The sequence below is a fragment of the Vibrio algarum genome (assembly GCF_028204155.1).
Classification (GTDB): domain Bacteria; phylum Pseudomonadota; class Gammaproteobacteria; order Enterobacterales; family Vibrionaceae; genus Vibrio; species Vibrio algarum.
Window position 1 is genome coordinate 773,704 of sequence record NZ_JAQLOI010000001.1, and the last position, 25,420, is coordinate 799,123.

Below are 25,420 nucleotides of genomic sequence, written 5' to 3' on the forward strand. Positions count from 1 at the left end.
CTTATGAAGTCGAAGCTCAGTTATTCAAGCGGCTTTACCCTAGTTGAACTAGTCGTTGTTATTCTCCTTCTCAGCATACTTTCCGTCTATGCGGCTAGCCGCTATATCGGATCTTCCAGTTTTTCCCCTTATGCAGCTCAAGAACAAGCCATATCAATCATACGCCAGATTCAGCTTGGTCGTATGCAATCCAATATCGATTCCTCAGACAGCCTTTCATCGGAATATCGCCTTTCGGTAACCAGTGATTGCTTAGGCTCTTTAGCCAGTTGCAGCTCAACCGATGACTCACGCAGCAATAACCTTGTTTTACCAGCAGATGTGAGTTTTGAACCGAGTATGACGGTCGATTTTGACCTGTTGGGAGAACCAACCCCGAGCAGCGTGCAAATTGATATAAAAAGCCCGACAGAAACCGTTAGTGTCTGTATTACTAGCGTAGGATATGTTTATGGCTGTTAATCGGTACACAATAAAAGCGGCAGGGTTTACTCTGATTGAGAGCATCGTTGCTATCGTTATTATTGGTATTGCGATGGTGACACTGACTTCTTTTCTGTTTCCTCAAATACAAGACTCTGCTCGTTCACACTATGAAGTGCGGGCCTCTGCGTTGGCTAACAGCTTAATGACAGAAATTTTAGCGAGAGGGTATGATCATTATAGCGATCCCGATGGCGGCATTACTCGCTGTGGTGAAAGTGATGCCAATGGAGACTTGGTGTCTTGTTCTACCTCTTTAGGGCCTGATGCTGGCTCAAATGAGCTTGATGGTACTGAACGTAAACCTGAAAATTTTAATGATGTGGATGATTATATCGGTTGTTGGTACACAAATGAGGCAAGTAAGTCGAATTGTACAGAGAGTGAAGTGGGCAGCTTGACCGATATTTTGGGTGAGAATATCAGTGACGAATACCCAAATTTTGTTGCAAATGTCGTCGTTGTTGAAGATTCAATTGATGGCTCAAGTCAGTTTAAAAAAGTGACAGTAGAGATTGTTGCAGGTAACTATGGCGCGTACGATTTTGTTGCTCATAGAGGAAACTATTGATGAAAATTAAAGGTTTTACTCTTATAGAAATGGTGATGACCATCATTATTGTGGGCATCATATTTATCGGCGCAGGTTCTGTCATTGAAATGGGCAGTCGTGGCTACGCGGATAGTATTGATAGACAGAGAATTCAAAATCAAGCTCGATTTATCATCGAAAAAATTACCCGGGAAATACGCCACGCGGTGCCAAATAGTTTTAATGTCGTGAGTGATCCGCTAGTTGAAAAGTGCCTAACATTTTATCCTATCAATAATGCAGGTTTTTATTCACGTAATGAGATAGACCGTACCCTTCAATTTGTGGTCGACAATCAAGGGGCACGAATGAGCGGTGCGAGCGGTGACCGCCTCACTATAAACCCAAGCCAACCTTCAGATCTTACTAACAATAGTCGATCTGTTTCTTTGGCGGGGTGCCGAGATAATGGTATTACTTCTTGTACTGAAGTTGAATTGGGCACGAGTTCTACGGTCTACAGCTATAAAGTGGATGATGATTTTGATAGCCACTCAATTTCCCGTCGTTACTATACTTATTCTGATCTGGTCTCTTATTGTATTTCAAGTACAGGTGTTATGACGAAAGCGGTGGGCTCAGGGAGCAAAAATACCGTGGGTGATGGACTAGATTTTTCACGAAGCCAGTTTAAATATACCGAGCCGACATTACAAAGAGGTGGTCTGGTCCACATGGATTTACTGTTTGTTAATGATGACGAAGAGAGCTTCTATAAACACGATGTGCAGGTGTTAAATGTACCTTAAGCAAAGGCGCGCTGCTAAAGTAAAAAGGCAACAAGGCAATATGATCATCATGGCGGTATTTATCGTTGTGGTGATGAGCTTGCTCGCCACTAATTTAATCCGCATAAAATGGTCGAACCAAGACACGTTAACAAGAGAAAACTTAGGCACTCAAGCTTGGTTTTTAGCCAATTCCGCTAGTGAATGGGCACTTACCCGGTTATATCCCATTGGAGGCGATGGAAGCCTTTCTGAGTTAGCTACTAACTGCACCGCGATAAACAACAATACTACAGCAGGGGTAGACTTAGCCGATGAGCTGCCCTGTAATGAGCCGATAATAAGCTGTACTGCACCTGAGGCAACATTGCCTGACGACCTTAAATATTATCGTATCACTACACAGGCTGTTTGTAGTTCAGGGTCAATTTTTCAGGTACAGCGTGAACAAGAAGTCTGGCTAAAGGCGGTTGGAGAGTAATGATGAGGTTGTTATTAACTATTGTCCTTGGTCTTATGTCTACTTTTAGTTGGGCTTTAGGGGATTTACCTTCGAATAGGGATAGTGAAAGTTGTAGCGTCAACGCAAACTCTGATTTTACCGTTTATTTTAATATCTCTGGTGCGCTCTACATTCAAAACGTTGAACTTCAACAACCTGGTTCCCATGAGGACTTCTATCTACTCAGTACAAGTCGTAGCGAAACAGCTGAAATGTATGATGTCGATTTGTATGTTAATGGAGGAACACTATTTCGTGAATATGATGCAGCCATAACATATGAAGCCGCCACAAATGAGTTGAATTATTACAGAAAAGCCACCTCGACGACTAGTTGGGGAGCCCCACTGGATAGTAGCGTTCGAGAAATACATAACGGTAATAGTACCGTTATTGAGAGTACTTCAGGAACGTCAAATATCCGTTGCGAAGATTCGTTACCCAGTTTTGAACGGCAATACAGTGATGATGCTATGTATGAATTTGGCGTGGCAAGTTGTAACGGTGGTAGCTGCGATATCAGTTTTGAAGAGACATTCGATATTACCCCTCTTGTTTTTATTATGCCGACCATTGATACGGGGCTGATGGATGCGGATATCCCCGCTTCATTATCGGTGACGTCGGTATCCACAACCAGCGCAAGCATTGTACAAGAAATTCCTTCTGCTATTTCATCATCAAATTCAGAGCCAATGACTTCCGTGAGTTATCTTGCTATTGAGCCGGGTGTTGCTTATTTTGACGGAAATAAAGTGTATGCAGATTACGCAGACATCAGTAGTACTAGCACGAATGCTACCTCTAATTTTACTAGCGTCGATTTTTCTCAAAATCCCAATTTCGTCGAGTTCACATCAACTCCCGTCGTTCTAGGACAGGTTCAAAGTCGTAATAATGATGATAACTGGATTACGACAGGGATTAAGAGTGTTTCTCGGGTTAGCGTCGATTTGTCTCTGGAATTGTCTCGCTCGTCAGTTTCAGGTTATAACTATAATTCGGAACAAATTGCCTTTCTTGTTACGGAGCCTTTTACTGGCACAGTTGAAGATACACACGTTGAGTTTTCTCGTTCGTTTTCAACTTTAAATACGCTTAATGGAAGTAATGATACGCCCATTGCGGATAGTTGTGCGGTTTATGCCTCCACTTCTTTGAACTCTTTAACCGGGGTTGTCGCGAGTCAACAGACTCGAAATGGCAGTGATGGAGGTTGGCTTCGTCGTTGTGATATCAATGGCTCGGAAGTGAGCTTCGTTATAGAGGAGGATACAACGAATTCAGGAAGTAGAGCGCACATCTCAGAAGAGATAGGCTATTTTGTCTTTTATGAAGAGATAGAAGACATTGGTGTATGCCAACTATTTCCAGCACCGGCTCAATCTTGGTACACAAAAGGAACGACGCCAAATAACGATGATAACTTAAGTTTAACGAACCCTAAGACGAGTGATTTTCATATTAACGGGTGGCCATCTAGCTACGTCTACCAAGGTTCAGATAATAAGTATTACGTAAATACGGCGTTTGATAACGTATCGGATCATACGTATTCCTCTAATTACAACTGTGAGTCGGGTTATTGCATTAATGGGCTCGACAGTATCGATAAAGTTGAGGTAGATCTGCAAATCAGTGACGTGTTCCCTGGTGATGTGTTAGTTATTGAAGGCCACAATGGTAACAATGGAAATAGTTACAAAAGGGTGTGTGGCAATAATAGTCAATATTGTTCCTATGATAAGCAGGGACAAGATGTCACGATTTATATTCTTAAGAGTTTAAAAAGCCTGAGTATTACTAGCATAAACAACGAGTCCTTTACGGTTGTTTTTCCTGCGGAAGATGATTTTAGAATACAGAATTACAATGTGTATAACTCGCCAGTAATAACAGAGTTTTCGAGTGGTGGTAATTATACGTTTGAAAACTTTCTTATTCATACACAGGGTAACTCGATAAAAACAGGAACCGATACCAATATTTTTGTCGGCACTACTTTCACTTTTTATAATCCTATTGATGTTATACAAACTGGGGTACCTGACGATGTAACCATACTTGGCCCAGACGCAACAATGTCTATTAAGATTAACAGTGGAAGTCAGTTAAAAGCCAAAATTCTTGCAAATAGATTAACGTTAGAAAATTCAGTTTTAGAAGGGGCGGCGACGGCTAAAAATCTAACTTTAAGTCAGTCAGGAGCAAAAATAATTGGAAACAGTAGCTGTTTCGATACATCACAACCTACTGAGTATGAACTGGTTCTAGAGCCAACGATCGATTATTCACTGGTCTGCGATACACAGGTATTGAGCTTTGAAGTGAGAGACCAAAGTGGGGTTGCCAATGATTTTTCAGGCACTGTATTTGTCGAAGCATCCAACGGTGGGTTGCTGTCGAGTGATAGCACGACAACTGGTGTGAGCTCAGGTACCTTTAGTGTTGTAAATGGTGTTTTAACACTCTACTTAACTAAAACGAACGCAGGTGAAGTCGATGTAGAGGCGAGTCTCGTTAATTACTCTGATGCTGACTCGGCAAACGGTATTTATCAGTTCGTTCCTTTTAGTTTTGATTCGGATACGCAAAAGGTGGTCGCAGGTAGAGAGCAGCAGATTACGATTAAAGTGCTTGCGTGTGATGATGGAAGCAAAACGGAAGTCGACAATTATGACCAAAGTAGTGTCCCCTATACTCACTCATTAATATCGCCTTTAACAGGAACACTGGGCAGTTTAGACATTAGCAATGAGTCGGGTGGTGGCACCCCGGTTGATTTTGAAGATGGTATTGCAAATTTGGATATTACGTACTGGGAGTCAGGTAAATCCTTACTCACACTCACGGATACGAATTTTGATTGCTCTGGTTTTGATGATTGCCCAATTGATGGGACTGGTACCCTTAGTGGTGCATTTGAAATTCATGCTAGACCGTGGACATTCGCAATATGTGATGAAAACGGCTCAGCGATGGATGGCACTTCTAGTAGTGGAAGCGCCTATACGGCTGCAGGCGAACTCTTCTCACTCAAAGTCATACCCATTGTTTATGTAGAGTCAGCGGGAACCGCAGACTTAGAGTCTAAATGTAGTGCGGATATCACCACCAATTTTTTTGCTAGTGATGCAGAAACGGCTACCGTTTATCTTCGAGCGGAAAAGCAGACACCAACAAGTGGTGTCACTGGTACAGGCTCGTCGATCATCATTAAAGATGAATCGGGTATTATCATTAGTGCTGGAGAGAGTCTACTTCATACCGCAAATAGTGGTACCACGGACAGTCCGTACTATCTATTCAATAACCTTTACTGGAATGAGGTGGGTAGTTTACTGATATCGGCAGATATTGACGACATTACAGACAGTGATACGAATTTATATCTAGATATGACCATTGATACGGGAAGTCGAGAAGTTGGACGATTTTATCCTCACCACTTAACCATCATTGAAAATAGCGACACCGTTTGGAAATACGCAGATAACCACAGTGATTTTGCGTATATGGGGCAGGATATTGAGCACAACTTTATTGTTCAGGCAGAAAGTAGCCGAAGTGACAATGAAGGAAGCCCTTTAATAACGACAAATTATGGACGTTTTGGCTCATCATACATTTCCACTATCACCTACAGAGCGACCGCTAATATTCCTGATAGTGATGGCAATGACAACTGGCAAAATGTGGAATCAAGTCGCATTTTGCCTTTAAACCTAGCTTGGTCGGCTTCTGATTGGGGCTCGAGCACGGGGCAAATTACAGTAGGAATCAGTGACTTTAGTTTTGTGAAAAATGGAGCAACATTAGATGGTCCGTTTAATAGCAGCAATTCTAATTTTGGATTGGTCTCTAGTAAAGTTGACGAAGTGGATTTTGAGTCTTTAGATTTTGACTCTAATCTGGATGGCACATTATCGGGTCAACGGTTTTCAGAGCAACCGGACTTTAGGTATGGTCGCATGGTACTGGATGATGTTGGTGGCAATGAAGGAACTAACATTAGTATTCCCTTGAGAGTGGAATACTGGGATGAAAGCAGTGATGATTTTATCCAAAACAGCCAAGACAGCGGTAGCGTATTAAATTCTACTGGTTACTGCACACAAGTCCTTTGGTCGGAGCTTAGTAATAGCAGTAATGTTACCTTAGAAGGCGCATCTTCAAATGCAAACGTCCAAACTGGAGAATTTAGCGATCTTTATGCTCAGCAATCCACCTCAGCTAGAGAGCAAGTAAAGGTGTGGTTAAGGCAAGGAGACAATAGCGTCTCTGGGAGCAACATAAATTGTTACGGCTCTGACGTAGATCAGCCATGGTTACAATATTATTGGGATGGGACAGAGGAAGAAGATCCGTCGGCCGTCGTAACGTTTGGCATCTACCGAGGAAATGACAGAGTGATTTTCCGAGGAGAAAATCGCTTTACAGGGCAGTAAAACTTATTAAAAAGGGGTTTTTGTCAGAAGGTTGTAAGAAAAAGAGAGATTAACCCCATGTTTATGCAGCAATGCCTTGCTGTAATGGCAATGCATTGGTACATTTAGTGCAATTTTGTCTTCTAATATTATGCGAATGAGCGAAGAATATGTTTAAGAAACTTCGTGGTATGTTTTCAAATGACCTATCAATTGATCTAGGTACCGCAAACACCCTAATTTATGTTAAAGGACAAGGTATTGTTCTTGATGAACCTTCAGTAGTTGCTATTAGCCAAAAACGCGCAGGAACAGCAAAAAGCGTTGCGGCAGTAGGACATGAAGCGAAACAGATGCTCGGCCGTACGCCAGGCTCTATTTCTGCTATTCGTCCTATGAAAGATGGCGTTATTGCGGATTTTTATGTAACCGAAAAAATGCTACAGCACTTTATCAAGCAAGTGCATGACAACAGCATTCTTAAACCAAGCCCGCGCGTACTGGTATGTGTTCCTTGTGGTTCTACACAAGTTGAACGTCGTGCTATCCGCGAGTCTGCATTAGGCGCTGGTGCTCGTGAGGTCTATCTGATTGATGAACCAATGGCCGCGGCAATAGGTGCTGGCCTAAGGGTATCCGAGCCAACCGGTTCTATGGTTATTGATATTGGTGGTGGAACAACTGAAGTTGCGGTTATTTCACTTAATGATGTTGTTTACTCTTCATCTGTTCGTATAGGTGGTGACCGCTTTGATGAAGCTATTATCAATTATGTGCGCCGTAACTACGGAAGCTTAATTGGTGAAGCAACAGCAGAAAAAATCAAACACGTTATTGGTTCTGCTTACCCTGGCGATGACGTGGCGGAAATTGAAGTTCGCGGTCGTAACCTGGCTGAAGGTGTGCCTCGCAGCTTTACGCTTAACTCGAATGAAATTTTAGAAGCGCTACAAGAACCATTAACAGGTATTGTATCTGCTGTCATGGTTGCTCTAGAGCAATGTCCGCCAGAACTTGCCGCTGATATTTCAGAAAATGGCATGGTGCTAACGGGCGGTGGTGCGTTATTGAAAGATATTGATCGATTACTGATGGAAGAGACAGGGATCCCTGTTGTTATCGCTGAAGATCCACTTACGTGTGTTGCTCGTGGTGGCGGTAAAGCGTTAGAAATGATCGATATGCATGGCGGTGATCTTTTTAGTGAAGAATAATTCCATTTATCCAGTACGAGTGGGTGAAATGGAATGAAACCAATTTTCGGCAGAGGACCTTCTCTGCAATTGCGCCTATTTTTCGCAATATCACTATCAGCCAGCTTAATGCTGGCTGACAGTCGTCTTGATACATTTTCTAATGTTCGATATGTCCTCAACAGCGTTGTCGCTCCGATTCAATATGCCGCAAATTTACCTCGAATTATGTTCGATGGTTTGTATGAGAGGTTTAACTCTCGACAAGAATTGCTAGTAAGCAATACTGCTTTAAAAAGAGAAGTATTATTGCTAAAAAGCGATTTAGGGCTATTGAATCAATATCAAGAAGAAAACAAAAGATTACGCAAGCTATTAGGCTCGCCATTTATTCGCGATGAGAAGAAGGTTGTTACTGAAGTAATGGCTGTTGACTCTTCGCCTTACCGACATCAAGTGGTGATAGATAAAGGCCATACCGATGGTGTTTACGTTGGTCAACCGGTTATAAACGAAAATGGTATTGTTGGTCAGGTAACGTTTGTTGCCGGGCATAACGCCAGAGTACTTCTGCTTGTGGATTCAAATAACTCGATTCCTGTCCAAGTGGTTCGTAATGATTTGAGAGTGATTGCTTCAGGCAGTGGCGATCTTGAATCGATTTATTTAGAACATATTTCGCTTAGCACTGATATTCAAGTTGGTGACTTGTTGGTGACATCTGGTTTAGGTGGTCTATATCCTGAAGGGTACCCAGTTGGATATGTGTCTAAGGTGGACAATGATAATAGCCGTCAATTCGCTAAAATTGAGGCTGACCCAGTTGTTGAGTTTGATCGATTAAGGTATTTGCTACTTGTATGGCCAAATGAAAATAGGCAGCAACAGGCCAAATCTTTAGTCAATAGTATCGAGTCAGTAGAAAGTGCAGAAGTAGTTGGGGACTCGAATGGCCAATAGTATTTTTCGTGGGAAGCTCGTGATTTGGGCGACTTTTCTAGTCGCATTAATATTGCAAACTATTCCTTGGCCCGGTGGTCTGGATCTATTTCGACCATCTTGGTTACTTCTCGTTACTTGTTATTGGGTATTGGCTCTACCACATAGAGTCAATGTAGGTACGGGTTTTGTCTTGGGTTTAATATGGGACTTATTGCTAGGTTCCACATTAGGTATTCGTGGCATAGTGATGTCCATTACCGTATTTTTAGTTGCGGCTAATTTTCTTGTAATCCGAAATATGGCACTTTGGCAACAAGCGATATTTATTGGGCTGATTAGCGTGATGGCCAAAATTTTCGAGTTTGGTGGAGAATATATCATCCAAGATGTTGTTTTTAATCCGATGTCACTATGGGCAGGGTTAATAGACTGTATCCTTTGGCCTTGGTTATTTATGTTACTGCGAAGAGTTCGTAGACACTGGCATATAAGATAATAAACACGAGTAAGTGTATAAAATGGATCTCTATTTAGCTTCAGGTTCACCACGTAGAAAAGAATTATTGCAACAGGCTGGTTATCGTTTTCACATTGTTAAACCAGACGTAATAGAAAAAAAGAGGAAGACGAATCTCCTTCTGACTACGTGTTGCGGCTATCCTATGAAAAAGCCGTTGCTGGGTTAGAAATGGCGCATCAAGATGCAACGGTCCTAGGTTCAGATACGGTCGTGGTACTACAAGGTCGAGTACTTGAAAAACCGGCTGATTTTCAAGATTCTAAGCAGATGTTGCAAGCGATGTCGGGACAAAAGCATCAAGTATTAACGGCAGTAACTGTTGTCACCAAAGACAAGTTTTTATCGAAGCTTGTGACAACAGACGTATGGTTTAAGCCTTTAAAAGAAGAAGAAATAAGCCAATATTGGCAATCAGGCGAACCGTGTGATAAAGCTGGTAGTTACGGAATACAAGGTTTAGGTGGGCGATTTGTCTCACGTATTGAAGGGAGCTACTACGCGGTAGTAGGCTTACCTCTATTTGAAACTGATCAGCTCTTGCAAGAATTTTTATAAGCTTACTGAGGTACTCTCATGAGTGCAGAGTTGTTGATAAACGTTACTCCGAGTGAAACAAGGGTAGCGATGATTGAAGGTGGTATCCTTCAAGAAGTCCATATTGAGCGTGAAGCTCGCCGTGGAATCGTTGGAAATATCTATAAAGGTCGTGTATCTCGTGTTTTACCGGGAATGCAGGCCGCTTTTGTGGATATTGGATTAGAAAAAGCCGCTTTTTTACATGCTTCAGATATTGTTCCTCATACGGAATGTGTTGCGGAAAACGAAAAACAACAGTTTCAGGTTCGGGATATTTCAGAGCTAGTTCGTCAAGGCCAAGATATTGTTGTTCAAGTAGTCAAAGACCCACTTGGTACAAAAGGTGCCAGACTCACCACTGACATTACACTCCCTTCTCGATATCTTGTATTTATGCCTGGCGCGAGCCATGTAGGTGTTTCTCAGCGAATAGATAGTGAAGCAGAAAGAAACCGCTTAAAAAAACCGTTGCAGAATATTGTGATGAAGAAGGCGGATTCATTATTCGGACTGCTGCAGAAGGCGCAGATGAACAAGAGCTTGCTCAAGATGCTGTTTTCTTAAAACGACTATGGAAAAAAGTGGGTGAAAGACGAGCAAAGTACAAAACTCGCTCGACGTTATATGGTGAACTCGGCCTTGCTCAGCGTATTTTACGTGATTTTGTAGGTACAGAGTTGACCAGAATTCAAGTGGATTCTCGATTGGTGTTTGAAACGCTTAAAGAATTCACCTCAGAATTCGTACCAGAGCTTACAGATAAATTAGAGCTTTACGAAGGCGATAAGCCTATCTTTGATATGTTTGATGCAGAGAACGAGATACAACGTTCTTTAGATCGTAAAGTGGTATTGAAATCTGGTGGTTATTTGATCATCGATCAAACGGAAGCAATGACAACCGTTGATATTAATACGGGTGCATTTGTGGGACGTAGAAACCTTGAAGAGACTATATTCAATACGAATACAGAAGCGACTCAAGCCATTGCTCGTCAATTAAGGTTAAGAAATTTAGGTGGTATCATCATTATCGATTTCATTGATATGATGTCGGAAGATCACCGTAACAGAGTTGTCGCATCACTAGAGCAAGCGTTAGCTGTTGATAGAGTAAAAACAAATATCAATGGTTTTACAAACTTGGGATTAGTTGAGATGACCCGTAAGAGAACAAGAGAAAGTATTGAACATGTTCTCTGTTCTAAGTGTCCAACGTGTGAAGGCCGTGGTTCAGTGAAAACTGTTGAAACAGTTTGCTATGAAGTCTTACGTGAAATTACGCGTGTTAATCGAGCTTATGAAGCTGATAAATTTGTAGTATATGCCTCACCAGCCGTAGCCGAGACCCTAGAAGGCGAAGAGTCACATGCTCTTGCTGAGTTAGAAGTCTTCATAGGAAAACAAGTTAAGATTCAGGCTGAGCCTCTTTATATTCAGGAACAGTTCGACGTCGTCATGATGTAATGGAGTATTTGTGACTTCATTTGCCGCCCGTAGTGGGCGATTTGTAATGTGGTTAATTGTCACAGTAATGGTTTCTTTAGCCATTGCTGTGACCGTTTTGCGTGTTTCTCTTCCTCGATTGAATGACTTTAAGTCCGAAATTTCTCAAATAGTTGGTGATATTACTGGCATTCCTTTTGGCATTGGAGAAGTAAAAGGATACTGGCGAAATACTCACCCTTCTATTTCCCTCAGGCAGCTTGATGTTCAAGGTGACTCAACTGAAGACATCACTTTTTCTATTGATACCGTCGAGCTCGAATTTGATCTGATTCAATCTCTAATCACGCTTGAACCTCAAGTCGCTTCTCTGAACGTTAAAGGTTTACACCTAGACGTCAGTAGTATTAATTTTTTTGAAAAAAATGATGGGCAACAAGAAAAAAGCGTAAAGCAAGGCCAGAGACTTACTTTTGTTGAGCAGATAGAGAAGCTGTTCTTCCGTCAGTTAAAAGACTTTAATTTATTCGATTCTCAGGTTGTTTATCAAACATATGATGGCGATAGTCGAGCTCTCGATATTGAGCAGTTAAGGTGGCGTAACATAGGAACGCAGCATAAGTTAGAAGGCTCTATCAGTGTTTCAGGTAGCCATATTAACCAATTAGCAGTCAAAGCAGATTTCAAAGACAATGGCTCGATTCAAGATATCTCTGGTGATTTTTACCTTCAGGCGAACAACATAAGAATTACGCCTTGGCTAAGCAATGAATTAATGGAACAGACTGGCATAGAAAGTGGCCACATTAGTTTTAATAGTTGGTTTAGTGTCGAGAATAATCAGCCAATACACGCTTATGTAGAGCTTTTACCATCAGAATTGCTATGGAAAAAAGAAAGTAACCACTTACTCCAAATAGAAGAAGGTATATTTAAACTCATACCGCTACAAGACAAAGAAGGATGGCAGGTAAGTGGACATTCACTTCGAATCAGAAGTAATGAATATGAGTGGCCTAGTATGGATCTTGCCTTCAAATGGGAACCAGACGAATGGACGCTCAACGCATCCCAACTCGAAATAGCCTCTTTAAGACCTTTAGCGCACTTAGTTCCGAACTCAGCGTCTGTTAACCAATGGCTAGATAGATTAGACCCGCACGGTTTGATTGAAGATATCAGAGTATCAAAAGCCAAAGAAGATACGTCGGTTGCTTATTCTGCGTCAATTAGTAGTGCGGGAATAAAACAGTGGGAATTATTACCCGAAGTTCATGATCTTAAAGCGGATATTTCCGGGAATGGTTCAAAACTATTTGCACGTGCAACCTTGGTTGATGATGTACTGCCTTATGGGGATGTATTCCAGGCACCTTTACGAATAAAAAACGGTGAAGTCGAAATAGTTTGGGAATTAGACGATTTTGGTTGGCGACTTTGGGCAGATAAAATTACCGTTGCAACACCGGATCTACAAGCTCAAGGTGCTTTTAAAATTGATTTTCCAACCGATCAACCAGCCTTTCTCTCACTGTACGCTGAAGCGGATGTTTATAACGCGGGTGAAACATGGCGCTATTTGCCAACAAGAGCGCTGGGACAAAGCTTAACCGATTACTTATCTACCGCCATACAAGGTGGTAAAGCGGAAAATGCGAAGATTATTTGGTATGGGCCGTTAAGCTCCTTCCCATACACCCAAAATAATGGCGTATTTCAGGCTCAAGTTGGTTTGTATAACACCAAATTTAGCTTTGATACAAACTGGCCAACCATCACTGATATGCAACTTGATTTGCTATTTGAAAATGAATCAATGTATCTAGACTCTCGGTCAGCAACATTAAATGGCGTTAAAGCAGAGAGGGTAACTGGACAGATTGCGCATTTGAGACCCACGGGTGCGGTAGAAATAGAGGCGAAGGCAACGGGTACTGGTCAAGCTGTTCGTGATTACATGATGGCGACACCACTTGTTAACTCTGTGGGGGCAGCGTTAACCACCGTGAGAGTAAAAGGAAATGTGACGTCGGAATTCCAACTCAAAATACCATTTGATATGAGCCAAGAGTCTAGGGCTTGGGGATACGCTGACTTAGTGGGGAATCATATTAGTATTCAGACCCCGCCAATGGAGCTTGAGCAAGCAAAAGGTAGAATCACCTTTGATAATGATATTGTTCAAACTTCTGGGTTGTCGGCAAGCCTACTTGAACAACCGATATCAGTCGATTTTAAAGGGGAAGATTTAGAATCATCTTATGCGGTAGATATTAATATTCTTGGGGATTGGGAAGTCGAACCATTAGCGCCTTACGTCGGGAGTAAATGGACGAAAAGAGTGCAAGGCCACGCCCCATGGAGTATGGATTTAGACATTCAACTTAATGATGTTGGCTTCACTTATCAAGTTGATACATCTGCCAATCTAGAGTTTATATCGAGTCAATATCCAGCCCCTCTGGATAAAGTGTCTGGAGACAAAGTTAAGTTACAGATGCAAGCTTCTGGTAATCAAGAGGTTATTTCAGCTCGCGTGCAGTTGCCAGACGTGAAATACCAAGCAGAAATTGATATTACCAAGTCAACGCCAATTCTAAAGGCGACTAGTTTACTTGTCGGTAAAGGGGGGTTCAAAGTTAGTCCAATTGTAGGACATGATGTTATATTGCGGATTCCTCATTTTAACCTTGATGACTGGCTGTCACTGCTAACAGAGCAGACTACCACAAAGCAATCGTCGCGCTTGAGTCAGATGAATACTCCTGAAATTCCCGTGCCACAACGACTAAATATATCGGCAGATACGCTTACATTGGCTTCTCTTGATTGGCATAAGGTCAAATTTAACGCGAAGAAAAAAACTTATCTTGGATTCTTAGTGTCGATAGCTCTGAAGTTAAAGGGCAAGCAAATTATTTAGAACCTTATGATTTGACTGTTGCGCTGGACTGGTTACACATATATGTACCTTGGTTGGATGAAGGTGCTTCGGATAAACCTTTATTTCATGCTGATAAAGAGCAGCCATTAATCAGCGAGTTTGATCGTAATTTCCATCGACTGATACCAAACTTAACGGTAAACATTAAAGATTTTTGGTTACAAGGTTATAAAGTTGGCAGAGTAAACGTTGATCTGCAAAGGCAAGGTGAGCGCCTTAACTGGAAAAACATTGACATCAATAGTGGAACCAATCACATCAAAGCAAAAGGTTGGTGGGATCTTACCAATACCACGAGTCAATCAAGCATAGATATGACTATGAAAGGTGAAAACAATACCGAATTGATGGATAGGTTCGGCATTAGCTCTGGTATACAAAAAGCACCTTTTGACATTTCATCGCAGCTGTCATGGCAGGGTGCGCCTTGGTCTGCACAAGTAAATACGTTGAATGGTGAGATGAAAACGGAGTTCGGTAAAGGGATAATATCTGAGGCGGGTGGAGCGGCGAAACTATTAGGGATGTTTAGTTTAGACTCCATTATTAGAAAGATGCAGCTTGATTTTACCGACATTTTTGATAATGGGTTAGCATTTAGTAGTATCACAGGCTCTGGTAAAATTGAAAATGGTATATTTATTACCAATGATATAGAAATGGATGCGACGGCTGGTGAGATGAGCATTCGCGGTATGGCGGATCTAAATCTAAATAGAGTCGATGCTGAAGTGGAATTTACGCCAGATTTAACCTCGGGGATACCGGTACTGACCGCCTTTGCCGTTGCTCCTCAAACTGCTATTGTTGTGTTTGCGATTTCAACGGTTATTTCTCCTGTTGTGGATGTATTTACTAAAATTCGTTACCACGTTGTAGGGCCGCTAGACTCCCCAGAGGTGATAGAGCGGTCATGGAGTAAAGGTGCGTTTACGCTACCCGATTCTAAGAAAAAGGCAGGGAAGTAATATGCATAGTATTGGTGTAATCCAGATGACATCTGGCCCAGAACCATTAAAAAATTTGGCGTTTATCGATATTCAGCTTAAGCAATTGGCTAAAGATGGTGCTAAATTAGTTCTAACTCCTGAAAATTGCGTCGTATTTGGGTCTAAAGATGACTATCGACTCAATGCGGAACAACTAGGTTCGGGTATTGTTCAAGAGCAATTATTTGCCATGGCTAAACGCTATAAATTGTGGTTAGTTATTGGAAGTATGCCCATCATCCGAGAGGACAAAATCAGTACCACATGCATAGTTATCAATAGCATGGGAGAGTTGGTTGCCGATTATGACAAGCTGCACATGTTTGATGCCGATGTGGACGATAAACATACTCGCTATCGAGAATCTGAAGTTTTTCAGTCCGGAGAGAGAGTCGTCGTTGTAGATACTCCTATAGGAAAGCTTGGACTGGCAATTTGTTATGACATTCGTTTCCCACAGCTATTTTCCAAGCTAGTATCAGAAGGAGCAGAAATTATTACTCTACCAGCTGCGTTTACCGCACCAACTGGAGACGCACATTGGGAAGTATTATTGAGAGCAAGGGCAATTGAAACTCAATGTTGGTTAATCGCAAGTGGACAAACCGGTCGACACCCATGTGGCCGAGAAACGTGGGGACACTCAATGATAGTTTCACCTTGGGGTAAAATCACCCAACAACTTAGCAGTGAAGTCGGAGTTTTGCTCGATGATATAGATCATCGGATAACGCAATCAGTACGAAGCAATATGCCTCTACAGAGACATGTACGATTTCAAACTCTATTAACAGCAGAATAAAGGCAACGAATGACCATTAATCGTGTGGAAAATGATTTACTCAACTCCTCTGGTTTAACTGAACAGAATATTGCTGATACGTTAGCGAACATTGCAACACGTCAAATTGATTATGCGGATATATATTTTCAGTCTAGTTGGCATGAGTCCTTAGTGTTGGAGGATCGCATTATTAAGGACGGATCTTTCAATATTGATCGTGGCGTAGGAGTCAGAGCCGTTGCAGGTGAAAAAACAGGATTCGCTTACTCAGATCAAATCCAATTAGATAGTCTAATGCAAAGTGCTGTTGCTGCGAAAGGTATTGCGCAGCAAGGGCAGTCTGGCCAAGTGAAAACGTTTAGTCGTTCTTCTAACAACAATAGTTATTCCGATATCAATCCGTTAGAAAGCTTAGAGAAGCAACAAAAAATTGATCTCCTCAAAGAACTAGATGCCTATATTCGAACCAAAGAACCTTTGATTCAGGAAGTGTCGGTTAGCTTGAGTGGCGTTTATGAACAGGTACTAGTTGCTGCTACAGATGGCACATATGCTGCCGATATTCGACCTTTAGTCAGACTTTCTATCAGTGTATTAGCGAAGAAAGGTGATAGAAGAGAAAGAGGGAGCTCTGGTGGTGGTGGTCGCTACGGTTATGACAAATTTATTGCAGATGATGATGGAAGAAAGGCGGCTTATGCATTCGCGGACGAAGCCATCAGACAAGCTTTGGTTAACCTAGAGGCAGATGCCGCACCTGCGGGAGCAATGCCGGTTGTATTAGGCGCAGGTTGGCCTGGAGTACTATTACATGAAGCGGTTGGTCATGGCCTTGAAGGGGACTTTAATCGTAAAGGTTCTTCAGTTTTTTCAGGAAAAATCGGCGACAAGGTTACTTCTGAACTCTGTACTATTGTTGATGACGGAACCATGGTTGATCGCCGTGGGTCACTGAATATTGATGATGAAGGAGTAAAGGGACAATACAATACTCTTATTGAAAACGGAGTACTGAAAGGCTATATACAAGATAAGCATAATGCCCATCTTATGGGGGTAAACCCAACGGGTAATGGACGCAGAGAGTCTTATGCCCATTTGCCAATGCCACGAATGACCAATACCTATATGCTGCCAGGTAAGCATACGCCAGAAGAGATCATATCAACGGTTAAAAAGGGGCTATATGCGCCAAACTTTGGTGGTGGGCAAGTGGATATAACTTCAGGTAAATTTGTATTCTCAACCTCAGAAGCCTATTTAATTGAAAATGGTAAGGTAACTCGTCCAGTAAAAGGAGCGACACTTATCGGGTCAGGTATAGAAGCGATGCAACAAGTCTCTATGGTAGGAAATGATCTGTCATTAGACAAAGGTGTTGGTGTTTGTGGTAAAGCGGGTCAAAGTGTGCCTGTTGGTGTTGGGCAACCCACATTGAAGATAGATTCGATTACCGTGGGTGGTACGGAATAGTCTGTATTTAGAGTTTTAAGCAAAAATACAAAAAATTAGGGCTAGTATTACACTAGCCCTAACAGTGAGAACGGTACTATTCGGGCTTTTCGTTTAATTCCTTCAGTATTTGGAATATTTCTCTATAGGCTTTTGGCGGTTTATTCGCTTTCTTTTCTCTGTTTGCTTGTAAGTAAAGTTGGCGCATACGCTGCCTGTCTGCATCTGGATAGGTTTCTAATATTTCATTGAGCACTACATCACCTTGCTCAATAAGTTTATCTCTAAGCTGTTCAAGTTTATGTAACTCAGCGGTAGCTTGAGAATGTTTATTATGAAATTTATCTAAGGCGGCTTGAATTGGTTCCACTTCAATTGTTCGCATTAACTTGCCAATGTATTGCAACTGTCGACGCTTTGCTTCGTTCTTAAAACGTTGCGCATCTGTGATTGCAATACGTAGTGTGTCGGGAAGCGGGAATTTTTCCAAAACAGAGGCTTTCAAACCCACTAGGTCTACCCCGATTTTTTGCAACTCTTCCATATCATTCTTCATCTCGGTTTTACTCACCCAGATGATTTCTTCTTCTTCTTCCCATGGTGCTTTTTGGTTTTTTCTGGCCATTTTTTTAGATACTCGTAGTTATCTAGAGAGATATAACACTATTTTAGCAAGAATTATGGGGAGAATGCGAAAAGCTTGTTATTCTAAGCAAAGATAATCTAGAAAGAACTAAAATTATGGACGCAAAACAACAGATTGCCCAGCAAAAAGTAGAACTTGAACTTGCTGTCGAGAAAGCGCTTAAACTAGCCACTGGAACGGCAGACGCCGCAGAAGTCGCTATTACTAAGACAACAGGCATTAGCGTGTCAACTCGCATGTGCGAAGTAGAGAACGTAGAATTTAATAGTGACGGTGCTTTAGGCATTACGGTTTACCGTGGTCAGTGCAAAGGTAGTGCATCCACATCAGATTTAAGTGAAAGAGCGATACAACAAACAGTTGAGGCTGCACTTGATATAGCGAAATACACGTCGGAAGATCCATTCTCAGGTCCTGCACCGAAAGAACTCATGGTGAAAAACATTCCTGATTTGGATCTTTTTCACCCCGATGAGCCCGACCCGGACCATGCTGCTAAAATTGCTATAGCAGCAGAAACCGCCGCTCTAGAGTATAGCGATCTCATTAAGCAGAGTGACGGTGCTAGTTATGATAGTCATTATGGCCTAAGAGTTTATGGGAATAGCCATGGTCTACTCGCGAGTTATGCGTCTAGTCGTCACAGCACCAGTTGTGTCATGATCGGTGAAGGAAAAAATGGTGTCATGGAGCGAGACTATAGCTATAGTGTTGCTCGTTCTGTCGATGATTTGTGGACACCGGAACAAGTCGGTATAAGCTCTTCTGAAAAAACGGTCGCTCGTTTGGATGCGCGTAAGATAGGCACTGGTAAGTTCCCTATCTTATTTGCTGCAGATGTTGCTACAGGACTGATCGGTCATTTAGTGATGGCCATTAGTGGTGGTAATCTATATCGAAAATCGTCTTTCCTACTGGATGCCTTAAACACTCAAGTGTTTCCTGATTGGTTTAATATCGAAGAGAAACCTCATGCCCTCAAAGGATTAGCTTCTAGTCCATTTGATAGTGAAGGTGTGTTCACTCAAGATCGTTCTATTATTACCGACGGTATACTGGCGACTTATCTTCTGACGAGCTATTCAGCACGTAAATTGGACATGACACCGACTGGGCACGCTGGCGGTATTCATAATTGGTTTGTGAAATCGACAGGGCAAGACTTTCAAAAGATGTTAAAAGAGCTTGGAACTGGACTTTTGGTCACTGAGCTCATGGGACAAGGCGTTAATGTTGTCACTGGCGATTATTCTAGAGGAGCGGCTGGGTTCTGGGTAGAAAATGGTGAAATTCAGTACCCTGTCTCCGAAGTGACCATTGCAGGTAACTTAATAGACATGTTTAAGCAGATTGTCGCTGTAGGCTCTGATATTGAAACACGATCTCAGATTCAGACTGGGTCGGTATTAATTGAATCGATGAAAGTCGCTGGGGAATAAAACAACGTTATGACAAAATGTCTAGGTGCTAAGCTCTAGGCATTTTGTCATTAAATAAATATGGTGGCTAACCCTAAAAAGACAGATAGGCCAATCACATCAGTGATGGTAGTTAATGCCATCCCACCCGCCAAAGCCGGATCAATGTTCATTTTCTTAAGAAATATTGGAATAGTAACCCCAGCAATACCCGCTACGATTAAATTGGTTAACATTGCCGCAGATATAATACCGCCAAGCAACCAATCATCTTTCCACACCACGACTATTCCACCAATGATACATGCCCAAACTAGCCCATTTAAGAACCCAATCGCCGCTTCTTTTAGCAGTAATTCTTTCTTATTACTATCACCGATATGACCAAGAGCTAACCCTCGAATAACAAGAGCAACGGTTTGATTTCCGGCAACCCCTCCCATAGAAGGGACGATTGTCATGAGTACTGCAATTGCTGCCATTTGTTCAAGCGTTGCCTCAAACATGTTGGAGACTGAGGCTGCCGCAAGGGCTGCGAGTACATTTGCACCAAGCCAAACACTTCTTCGTTTGGTGGATTGAAAAACAGGAGCAAAGGTATCTTCGTCATCATCCATACCAGCTAAGCTCATCATTGAGTGCTCAGCATCTTCACGGATAATATCAACAACGTCATCGATGGTAATTCGACCAACAAGGTGTTGATTTTCATCAACAACAGGGGCCGATACCCAATCACGTCGCTCAAACAAGCTAGCAACATCAGAATCACTGGCGTCCACTGGAATAGCTTCATCAGCGTCGTCCATCACATCACAGACTTGAATATCAGGTTGTGTGGTTATCAATGTTGTTAAGGATAGATGCCCAATGAGGCGACTATCCTCATCAATGACATAGAGGGCATCGGTAACATCAGGTAGCTCACCTTTCATGCGCAAATAGCGCAATACAACGTCGAGTTCTACGTCTCCACGAATAGTGGTTACGTCGGTATTCATGATACCGCCAGCGGTGTCTTCTGGATAAGCAAGAGCCGTTTCTACTCTATGCCTATCTGCGATATCCATTTGACCTAAAATCTCTTTAGATACGTCATCAGGTAAGCTTCGAAGTACATAAGCCAAGTCATCGGTATCCATGCCTTCTGTTGCTTCTACAAGCTTTTCAGGCGGCATTTGGGACACAAGCGCATCTTTGACATCCTCGTTTAGTTCATCGAGGATTTCACCATAGTCTTCAGGATCGGTTAATTGCCAAAGTACATCGCGAGATTTTCGTGGAGAGGCTTCTAGAAGATGAGCGATATCTTCCGGTTCCATGTCCTGCAGTTGGCGACGAACATGAACAAAGCGACCGCTATCGAGAGCGTCGCTGACTTCTTGTAGGGTTTGGTGAGCTTGTTGAGCTTGATCGAGTTCTTGTTGCGGCTCTGCCATTTTCTCCCCCACATAAATTAGTGACTATAATTCGTGAATAGTAACCTAATTTTGTACCTTATTTAATAAGTTCTTATTACCAAGAGGAATTTTTTATAATCGATATTGATGGAACAGTGTCAAAATCGATTATTCGTCTTCTTCAAATTTGGATTCAATTAATTCGCATACCGCGTCTAAAGCGATGGGTGCATCGGTACCAGTGGCTGAAATGGTCACGTATTGACCTTGCGACGATTCTAACATGATTAACCCCATCACGCTGTCTGCTGACATTTCTTTGTTTTCTTCATTACTGACGGTGATGTCTGCATCGTAACTTTGTGCTAGTTCAACGAGTTTAACCGCCGCTCTAGCGTGCAAGCCCAAGCGGTTTTGGATTAGCACTTTTTTACTACATTTTTGAGTCACTAATTAACCTCGGAGTTTTTCAATACTGGTATGTCTAATCTGTACTTGCTTACCTTGGGCCTTAAAATATTCCCCAAGTTGTTGTGTTATATACACAGAGCGGTGCTTACCTCCAGTACAACCTATCGCTATGGTAAGGTAGCTTCTATTATTCTGCTCTAAAGAGGGGAGCCATTTTTGTATAAACTGCTGTATATCTTGTTGTAATTCGATGACCTGTTTTTGAGTCTGAAGAAAATTCTTTACGGGCGTATCCAATCCAGTGAAGGGCCTAAGCTCTGGTTGCCAGTGTGGATTCGGTAAAAAACGCACATCAAAAATATAGTCAGCGTCATGGGGTAACCCATATTTAAATCCAAATGACTCGAATACCATAACGAGCTCTTGTCTTTCTCGGCCTAAGATTCTTGTGCGAACCAACTCACTTAAATCGTGCAGAGATTGGTCACTACTATCAATGACTAAATCGGCTTGCTCTTTTACATATTCAAGAATCAGCTTCTCTTTTTCGATTGCTTGATCGAGTGATAGCTTGTCTTTGCCTAATGAAAGCGGATGAATGCGTCGGGTTTCACTGTACCGTTTTAAAAGGGAGCTAGGAGTCGCTCCCAAAAAGAACAGTGTCATATCGGTCGTTTTTCTTAATTCTGTTAGTTTCTGGGTAACAAACTGAGGATTGTTGGGTAGATTTCTAATATCGATGCTGACAGCAACATTCTGTTGACTGTTTTTCGTCGAATTAATGAATTGGTCGAGTAAATCAATGGGGAGGTTATCAACGGTATAATAACCGAGATCTTCGAGTACTCTTAACGCAACACTTTTTCCTGCGCCAGACTGACCACTAATAATGACTAATTGGGCTGTTTCCTGTTGTTGAGTTACACCATTCATGCTTTATTTATCATTACCTCAAAAAGCTCTTCATCGCTTTTAGCTGCTCTAAGTTGTTTTAAAACTTGCTTGTCACTTAAGCGTTCAGCCATAGAAGAAAGCGTTTTTAAATGCTCTTTGCATTGTGCGTCTGGGACGAGAAGAGCAAATAATAGGTCGACAGGTTTATTATCAATGGAGTCGAACGCAATTGGTTCACTACACTGAACTAAAATAGCCACTGCTTCATCTGAGCATGTCATTCTTGCGTGCGGAATTGCAATTCCGTTACCGATGCCAGTACTGCCCATTTTTTCACGGTTTAGCATACATTCGAACAGTTCGTTTGAATTTTGCCCAGTGTGTTCGGCAGCTATTTGACTGATGAGCTCTAAAGCTCGCTTTTTACTTGTGCATTGGACTGCACTTTTAGTGCAGTCCAATGAGAGTACTTGGTTAATTTGCATAGTTAATGACTATTAAGTTTTTCTTTATGTTTGTTTAACTGGCGTACTAGCTTATCTACTAAAGAGTCTATAGCAGCATACATGTTCTCTTCGTCTGCCGTGGCATGAATATCACCTTGACTGACATGCAGTGTTGCTTCCGCGATATGGTGCACTTTTTCTATGCGCAATACCACATGAACATTATTTATATGTTCGAAAAAACGCTCTAGTTTTAGAAATTTCGAATTGACGTAGTCTTGCATTGAATCGGTAAGATCAACGTGATGCCCTTTAATATTGATTTGCATAGACTTTCCTTTTTATCGATGCCTACAGTAGGCGTTTGCGCTGACTCGAAGGAGCAATACCTAAAGACTCACGGTATTTTGCAATGGTCCGTCTTGCGACCTGAATCCCTTGATCAGCTAACAGTGCGGCAATCTTGCTATCACTTAATGGTTTGGCTGTATTTTCTGCCGCGACCAACTTCTTAATTAATGCTCGAATTGCCGTTGATGAACATTCTCCACCATTATCAGTACTTACATGGCTTGAGAAAAAATATTTAAGTTCGAAAATACCTCTAGGTGTATGCATAAATTTCTGCGTGGTTACCCTAGAAATAGTGGACTCATGCATTTCGACCGCTAAGGCTATGTCATTTAGAACCATTGGCTTCATGGCCTCTTCTCCAAATTCGAAGAAGTCTTGTTGATGCTCAACAATGCAGCGAGATACTTTTAATAGAGTTTCATTACGACTTTCTAAACTTTTTATTAGCCATTTTGCTTCTTGTAGGTTGCTACGAATAAATTGACTATCAGCACTGTTGCCTTTACCTAATGCCGCGTATTGTTGATTTACTTTCAACCTTGGTACGCTGTCTGGATTTATCGTAACTGACCATTTTCCTTTATCTTTAAACACAGAGACGTCTGGGATGACATATTCTGTTTCATCTGGTGTTATAGAGCTGCCCGGTCGAGGATCAAGCTGTTGAATTAACTGCATCACTTCGCGGAGTTGGGCTTCTTTTAGCTTACTCTCTTTAGAAATTAGTTTGTAATCGCGGTTACCTAGCTGATCGATATGATTAGTTAACACAAGCTTTGTTTCTGTTAACCAAGGAGTATCTTCGGGATAAGTAGCAAGCTGAAGGAGTAAACATTCTTGAAGGTTTCGAGAGGCCACACCTAACGGGTCGAATTGTTGGATTCGTTTTAAGACGGCTTCAACCTCATCCAATTCAACTTCTTCACTACTAACGCTTTCAAGAATATCCTCAACAGATACTGTTAGATAACCATAATCATCAACCGCATCAATTATTGCCGTTGCAATGGTTTGGTCTGTCTCTGAAAAGGGAGTTAAGTCGAGTTGCCATAGAAGATAATCTTGAAGGCTCTGAGTGGTTTCTCCTTGATAAATAGGCATATCGTCATCAAGGGCAATGCCGGTATTTCCTGTATTGGCACTGTAAACATCATCCCATGATGCATCAATTTCTAAGTCGTCAGAAATTTCTGACTTTTCAATTACTTCAGAGCTGTCTTGCGCCTCTGGTTCTGCGGTTACTTCAGCAGTAGCCTCCGTTGAGGTATCGTTTTTTTCTTTTTCATTGTTTTCAGAAGCCGCGGCTTCTTCTTGGCCTTCATCGACATCGAGTAAAGGGTTTGATTCTAATGCCTCTTGAATCTCTTGTTGAAGGTCTAGAGTCGACAGTTGCAACAAGCGAATTGCTTGCTGTAACTGAGGTGTCATAGCAAGCTGTTGGCCAAGTTTGAGTTGTAATGATGGTTTCATCCAGTATTTAAAACCTTGTTCTTATTTTTGATGCTTAAAATTAGGCACCAAATAAATCCATTTTCTTTGTTACTTTAATCATAGACGGAATTGTTCACCGAGATAAACCTGTTTTACCTGTTCATTGTTAAGAACTTGATCTGGTGTCCCTTCGGCTATGAGGTGACCTTGACTAACAATGTAGGCTCTTTCACATACATCAAGTGTTTCGCGGACGTTGTGGTCAGTTATAAGTACACCTAACCCTCGGTCTCTTAAATGTTCAATAATTTTTTTTATGTCGATGACAGAGATAGGATCGACACCTGCAAATGGTTCATCCAGTAATATGAACTCTGGGTTTGCAGCTAAGGCTCTTGCTATCTCGACGCGTCGACGTTCTCCGCCTGATAGAGACATACCTGTGTTTTTTCTGATATGTTGAATGTTGAATTCATCCAACAAGTCTTCCATTTTATCTTGTCTGTCTTCTCTGCTTAGTTCTTTCCGTGTTTCTAGAACGGCCATTATGTTGTCTTCAACGGATAACTTTCGAAATATGGATGCCTCTTGAGGCAAATAGCCAATCCCCATACGGGAACGACTATGCATTGGAAGAATACTTATATCGTTATCGTCAATCATGATCCTGCCTTCATCGCGTGCGACAAGGCCGACAATCATATAAAAAGAAGTGGTTTTACCGGCACCGTTTGGGCCAAGCAGCCCAACTATCTGCCCTGATTCGACCGTTAAGCTAACATCGGCAACGACTTTTCTATTTTTATAGCTTTTAGCTAAGTGCTCTGCTTTTAATATTGCCAT

The 25,420-nt window shown here is 41.8% G+C and carries 19 protein-coding genes and 3 pseudogenes; 14 read left to right on the forward strand and 8 right to left on the reverse strand.

The features are described from left to right. Positions 1 to 3 precede the first annotated feature (3 nt). The 13 genes and pseudogenes from PGX00_RS03880 (at position 4) to tldD (ending at position 17,598) form a co-directional block, all read left to right on the forward strand. Entirely contained in the window at positions 4 to 462 is a 459-nt protein-coding gene (locus PGX00_RS03880; protein WP_272133042.1) for a prepilin-type N-terminal cleavage/methylation domain-containing protein, read from the forward strand. Further along, positions 452 to 1,054, forward strand: a complete 603-nt coding sequence (locus PGX00_RS03885) for a type IV pilus modification PilV family protein (RefSeq protein WP_272133043.1) — start codon at positions 452 to 454, stop codon at positions 1,052 to 1,054. Before PGX00_RS03880 ends, PGX00_RS03885 begins: the two co-directional genes overlap by 11 nt. Next, on the forward strand, positions 1,054 to 1,824 hold the full coding sequence (locus tag PGX00_RS03890; RefSeq protein WP_272133045.1) for a PilW family protein: 771 nt from the start codon (positions 1,054 to 1,056) through the stop codon (positions 1,822 to 1,824). The genes PGX00_RS03885 and PGX00_RS03890 overlap by 1 nt, the downstream gene beginning before the upstream one ends. Further along, on the forward strand, positions 1,814 to 2,284 hold the full coding sequence (locus PGX00_RS03895) for a hypothetical protein (protein WP_272133047.1): 471 nt from the start codon (positions 1,814 to 1,816) through the stop codon (positions 2,282 to 2,284). The genes PGX00_RS03890 and PGX00_RS03895 overlap by 11 nt, the downstream gene beginning before the upstream one ends. Further along, positions 2,284 to 6,753 carry a DUF6701 domain-containing protein gene (locus tag PGX00_RS23095; RefSeq protein WP_272133049.1) on the forward strand — a complete coding sequence of 1,490 codons (4,470 nt, stop codon included), beginning with the start codon at positions 2,284 to 2,286 and terminating at the stop codon, positions 6,751 to 6,753. The genes PGX00_RS03895 and PGX00_RS23095 overlap by 1 nt, the downstream gene beginning before the upstream one ends. Before the next feature lie 149 nt (positions 6,754 to 6,902). Then, complete coding sequence (locus PGX00_RS03905) at positions 6,903 to 7,946, forward strand: rod shape-determining protein (RefSeq protein ID WP_272133051.1); 1,044 nt, start codon at positions 6,903 to 6,905, stop codon at positions 7,944 to 7,946. A 33-nt stretch (positions 7,947 to 7,979) separates the two neighbouring features. Continuing rightward, on the forward strand, positions 7,980 to 8,885 hold the full coding sequence (mreC, locus tag PGX00_RS03910) for a rod shape-determining protein MreC (RefSeq protein ID WP_272133053.1): 906 nt from the start codon (positions 7,980 to 7,982) through the stop codon (positions 8,883 to 8,885). Next, positions 8,875 to 9,363, forward strand: coding sequence for a rod shape-determining protein MreD (gene mreD / locus PGX00_RS03915; RefSeq protein ID WP_272133055.1), 489 nt, complete (start codon positions 8,875 to 8,877; stop codon positions 9,361 to 9,363). The genes mreC and mreD overlap by 11 nt, the downstream gene beginning before the upstream one ends. A 22-nt stretch (positions 9,364 to 9,385) precedes the next feature. Next, positions 9,386 to 9,942 (forward strand): annotated as a pseudogene (locus PGX00_RS03920) (Maf family protein). A 174-nt stretch (positions 9,943 to 10,116) separates the two neighbouring features. After that, positions 10,117 to 11,429: pseudogene (gene rng, locus PGX00_RS03925) on the forward strand (ribonuclease G). 10 nt (positions 11,430 to 11,439) lie between these two features. After that, positions 11,440 to 15,320, forward strand: a pseudogene (locus PGX00_RS03930) (YhdP family protein). A gap of 1 nt (position 15,321) precedes the next feature. Continuing rightward, complete coding sequence (locus PGX00_RS03935; RefSeq protein ID WP_272133056.1) at positions 15,322 to 16,143, forward strand: carbon-nitrogen hydrolase family protein; 822 nt, start codon at positions 15,322 to 15,324, stop codon at positions 16,141 to 16,143. Positions 16,144 to 16,152: 9 nt separating this feature from the next. Beyond that, entirely contained in the window at positions 16,153 to 17,598 is a 1,446-nt protein-coding gene (gene tldD / locus PGX00_RS03940) for a metalloprotease TldD (protein ID WP_272133059.1), read from the forward strand. A 76-nt stretch (positions 17,599 to 17,674) separates the two neighbouring features. Here tldD and yjgA read toward each other — a convergent pair whose 3' ends face one another. Beyond that, positions 17,675 to 18,202 carry a ribosome biogenesis factor YjgA gene (gene yjgA, locus PGX00_RS03945; RefSeq protein ID WP_272133061.1) on the reverse strand — a complete coding sequence of 176 codons (528 nt, stop codon included), beginning with the start codon at positions 18,200 to 18,202 and terminating at the stop codon, positions 17,675 to 17,677. Between the two features lie 116 nt (positions 18,203 to 18,318). Between yjgA and pmbA the strand changes: the two genes are divergently transcribed. After that, a complete protein-coding gene (pmbA, locus tag PGX00_RS03950; protein WP_272133063.1) occupies positions 18,319 to 19,662 on the forward strand; it encodes a metalloprotease PmbA in 1,344 nt (447 codons plus the stop codon). Between the two features lie 50 nt (positions 19,663 to 19,712). On the opposite strand, the gene mgtE is transcribed toward pmbA, so the two are convergent. The 7 genes from mgtE to lptB all read right to left on the reverse strand — a co-directional run bounded on the left by mgtE (position 19,713) and on the right by lptB (position 25,420). Continuing rightward, positions 19,713 to 21,080, reverse strand: coding sequence for a magnesium transporter (gene mgtE / locus PGX00_RS03955; protein ID WP_272133065.1), 1,368 nt, complete (start codon positions 21,078 to 21,080; stop codon positions 19,713 to 19,715). 129 nt (positions 21,081 to 21,209) lie between these two features. Continuing rightward, positions 21,210 to 21,491 carry an HPr family phosphocarrier protein gene (locus PGX00_RS03960; RefSeq protein WP_272133067.1) on the reverse strand — a complete coding sequence of 94 codons (282 nt, stop codon included), beginning with the start codon at positions 21,489 to 21,491 and terminating at the stop codon, positions 21,210 to 21,212. Positions 21,492 to 21,494: 3 nt separating this feature from the next. Beyond that, positions 21,495 to 22,385 (reverse strand): RNase adapter RapZ, encoded by an 891-nt coding sequence (rapZ, locus tag PGX00_RS03965; RefSeq protein ID WP_272133069.1) that lies wholly within the window; start codon positions 22,383 to 22,385, stop codon positions 21,495 to 21,497. Then, positions 22,382 to 22,831, reverse strand: a complete 450-nt coding sequence (ptsN, locus tag PGX00_RS03970; protein WP_272133071.1) for a PTS IIA-like nitrogen regulatory protein PtsN — start codon at positions 22,829 to 22,831, stop codon at positions 22,382 to 22,384. The genes rapZ and ptsN overlap by 4 nt, the downstream gene beginning before the upstream one ends. Positions 22,832 to 22,833: 2 nt before the next feature. Next, entirely contained in the window at positions 22,834 to 23,121 is a 288-nt protein-coding gene (gene hpf, locus PGX00_RS03975; RefSeq protein WP_272133074.1) for a ribosome hibernation promoting factor, read from the reverse strand. Positions 23,122 to 23,143: 22 nt separating this feature from the next. Further along, positions 23,144 to 24,616, reverse strand: a complete 1,473-nt coding sequence (locus PGX00_RS03980) for an RNA polymerase factor sigma-54 (protein ID WP_272133076.1) — start codon at positions 24,614 to 24,616, stop codon at positions 23,144 to 23,146. Positions 24,617 to 24,694: 78 nt separating this feature from the next. Further along, complete coding sequence (gene lptB, locus PGX00_RS03985; protein WP_272133078.1) at positions 24,695 to 25,420, reverse strand: LPS export ABC transporter ATP-binding protein; 726 nt, start codon at positions 25,418 to 25,420, stop codon at positions 24,695 to 24,697.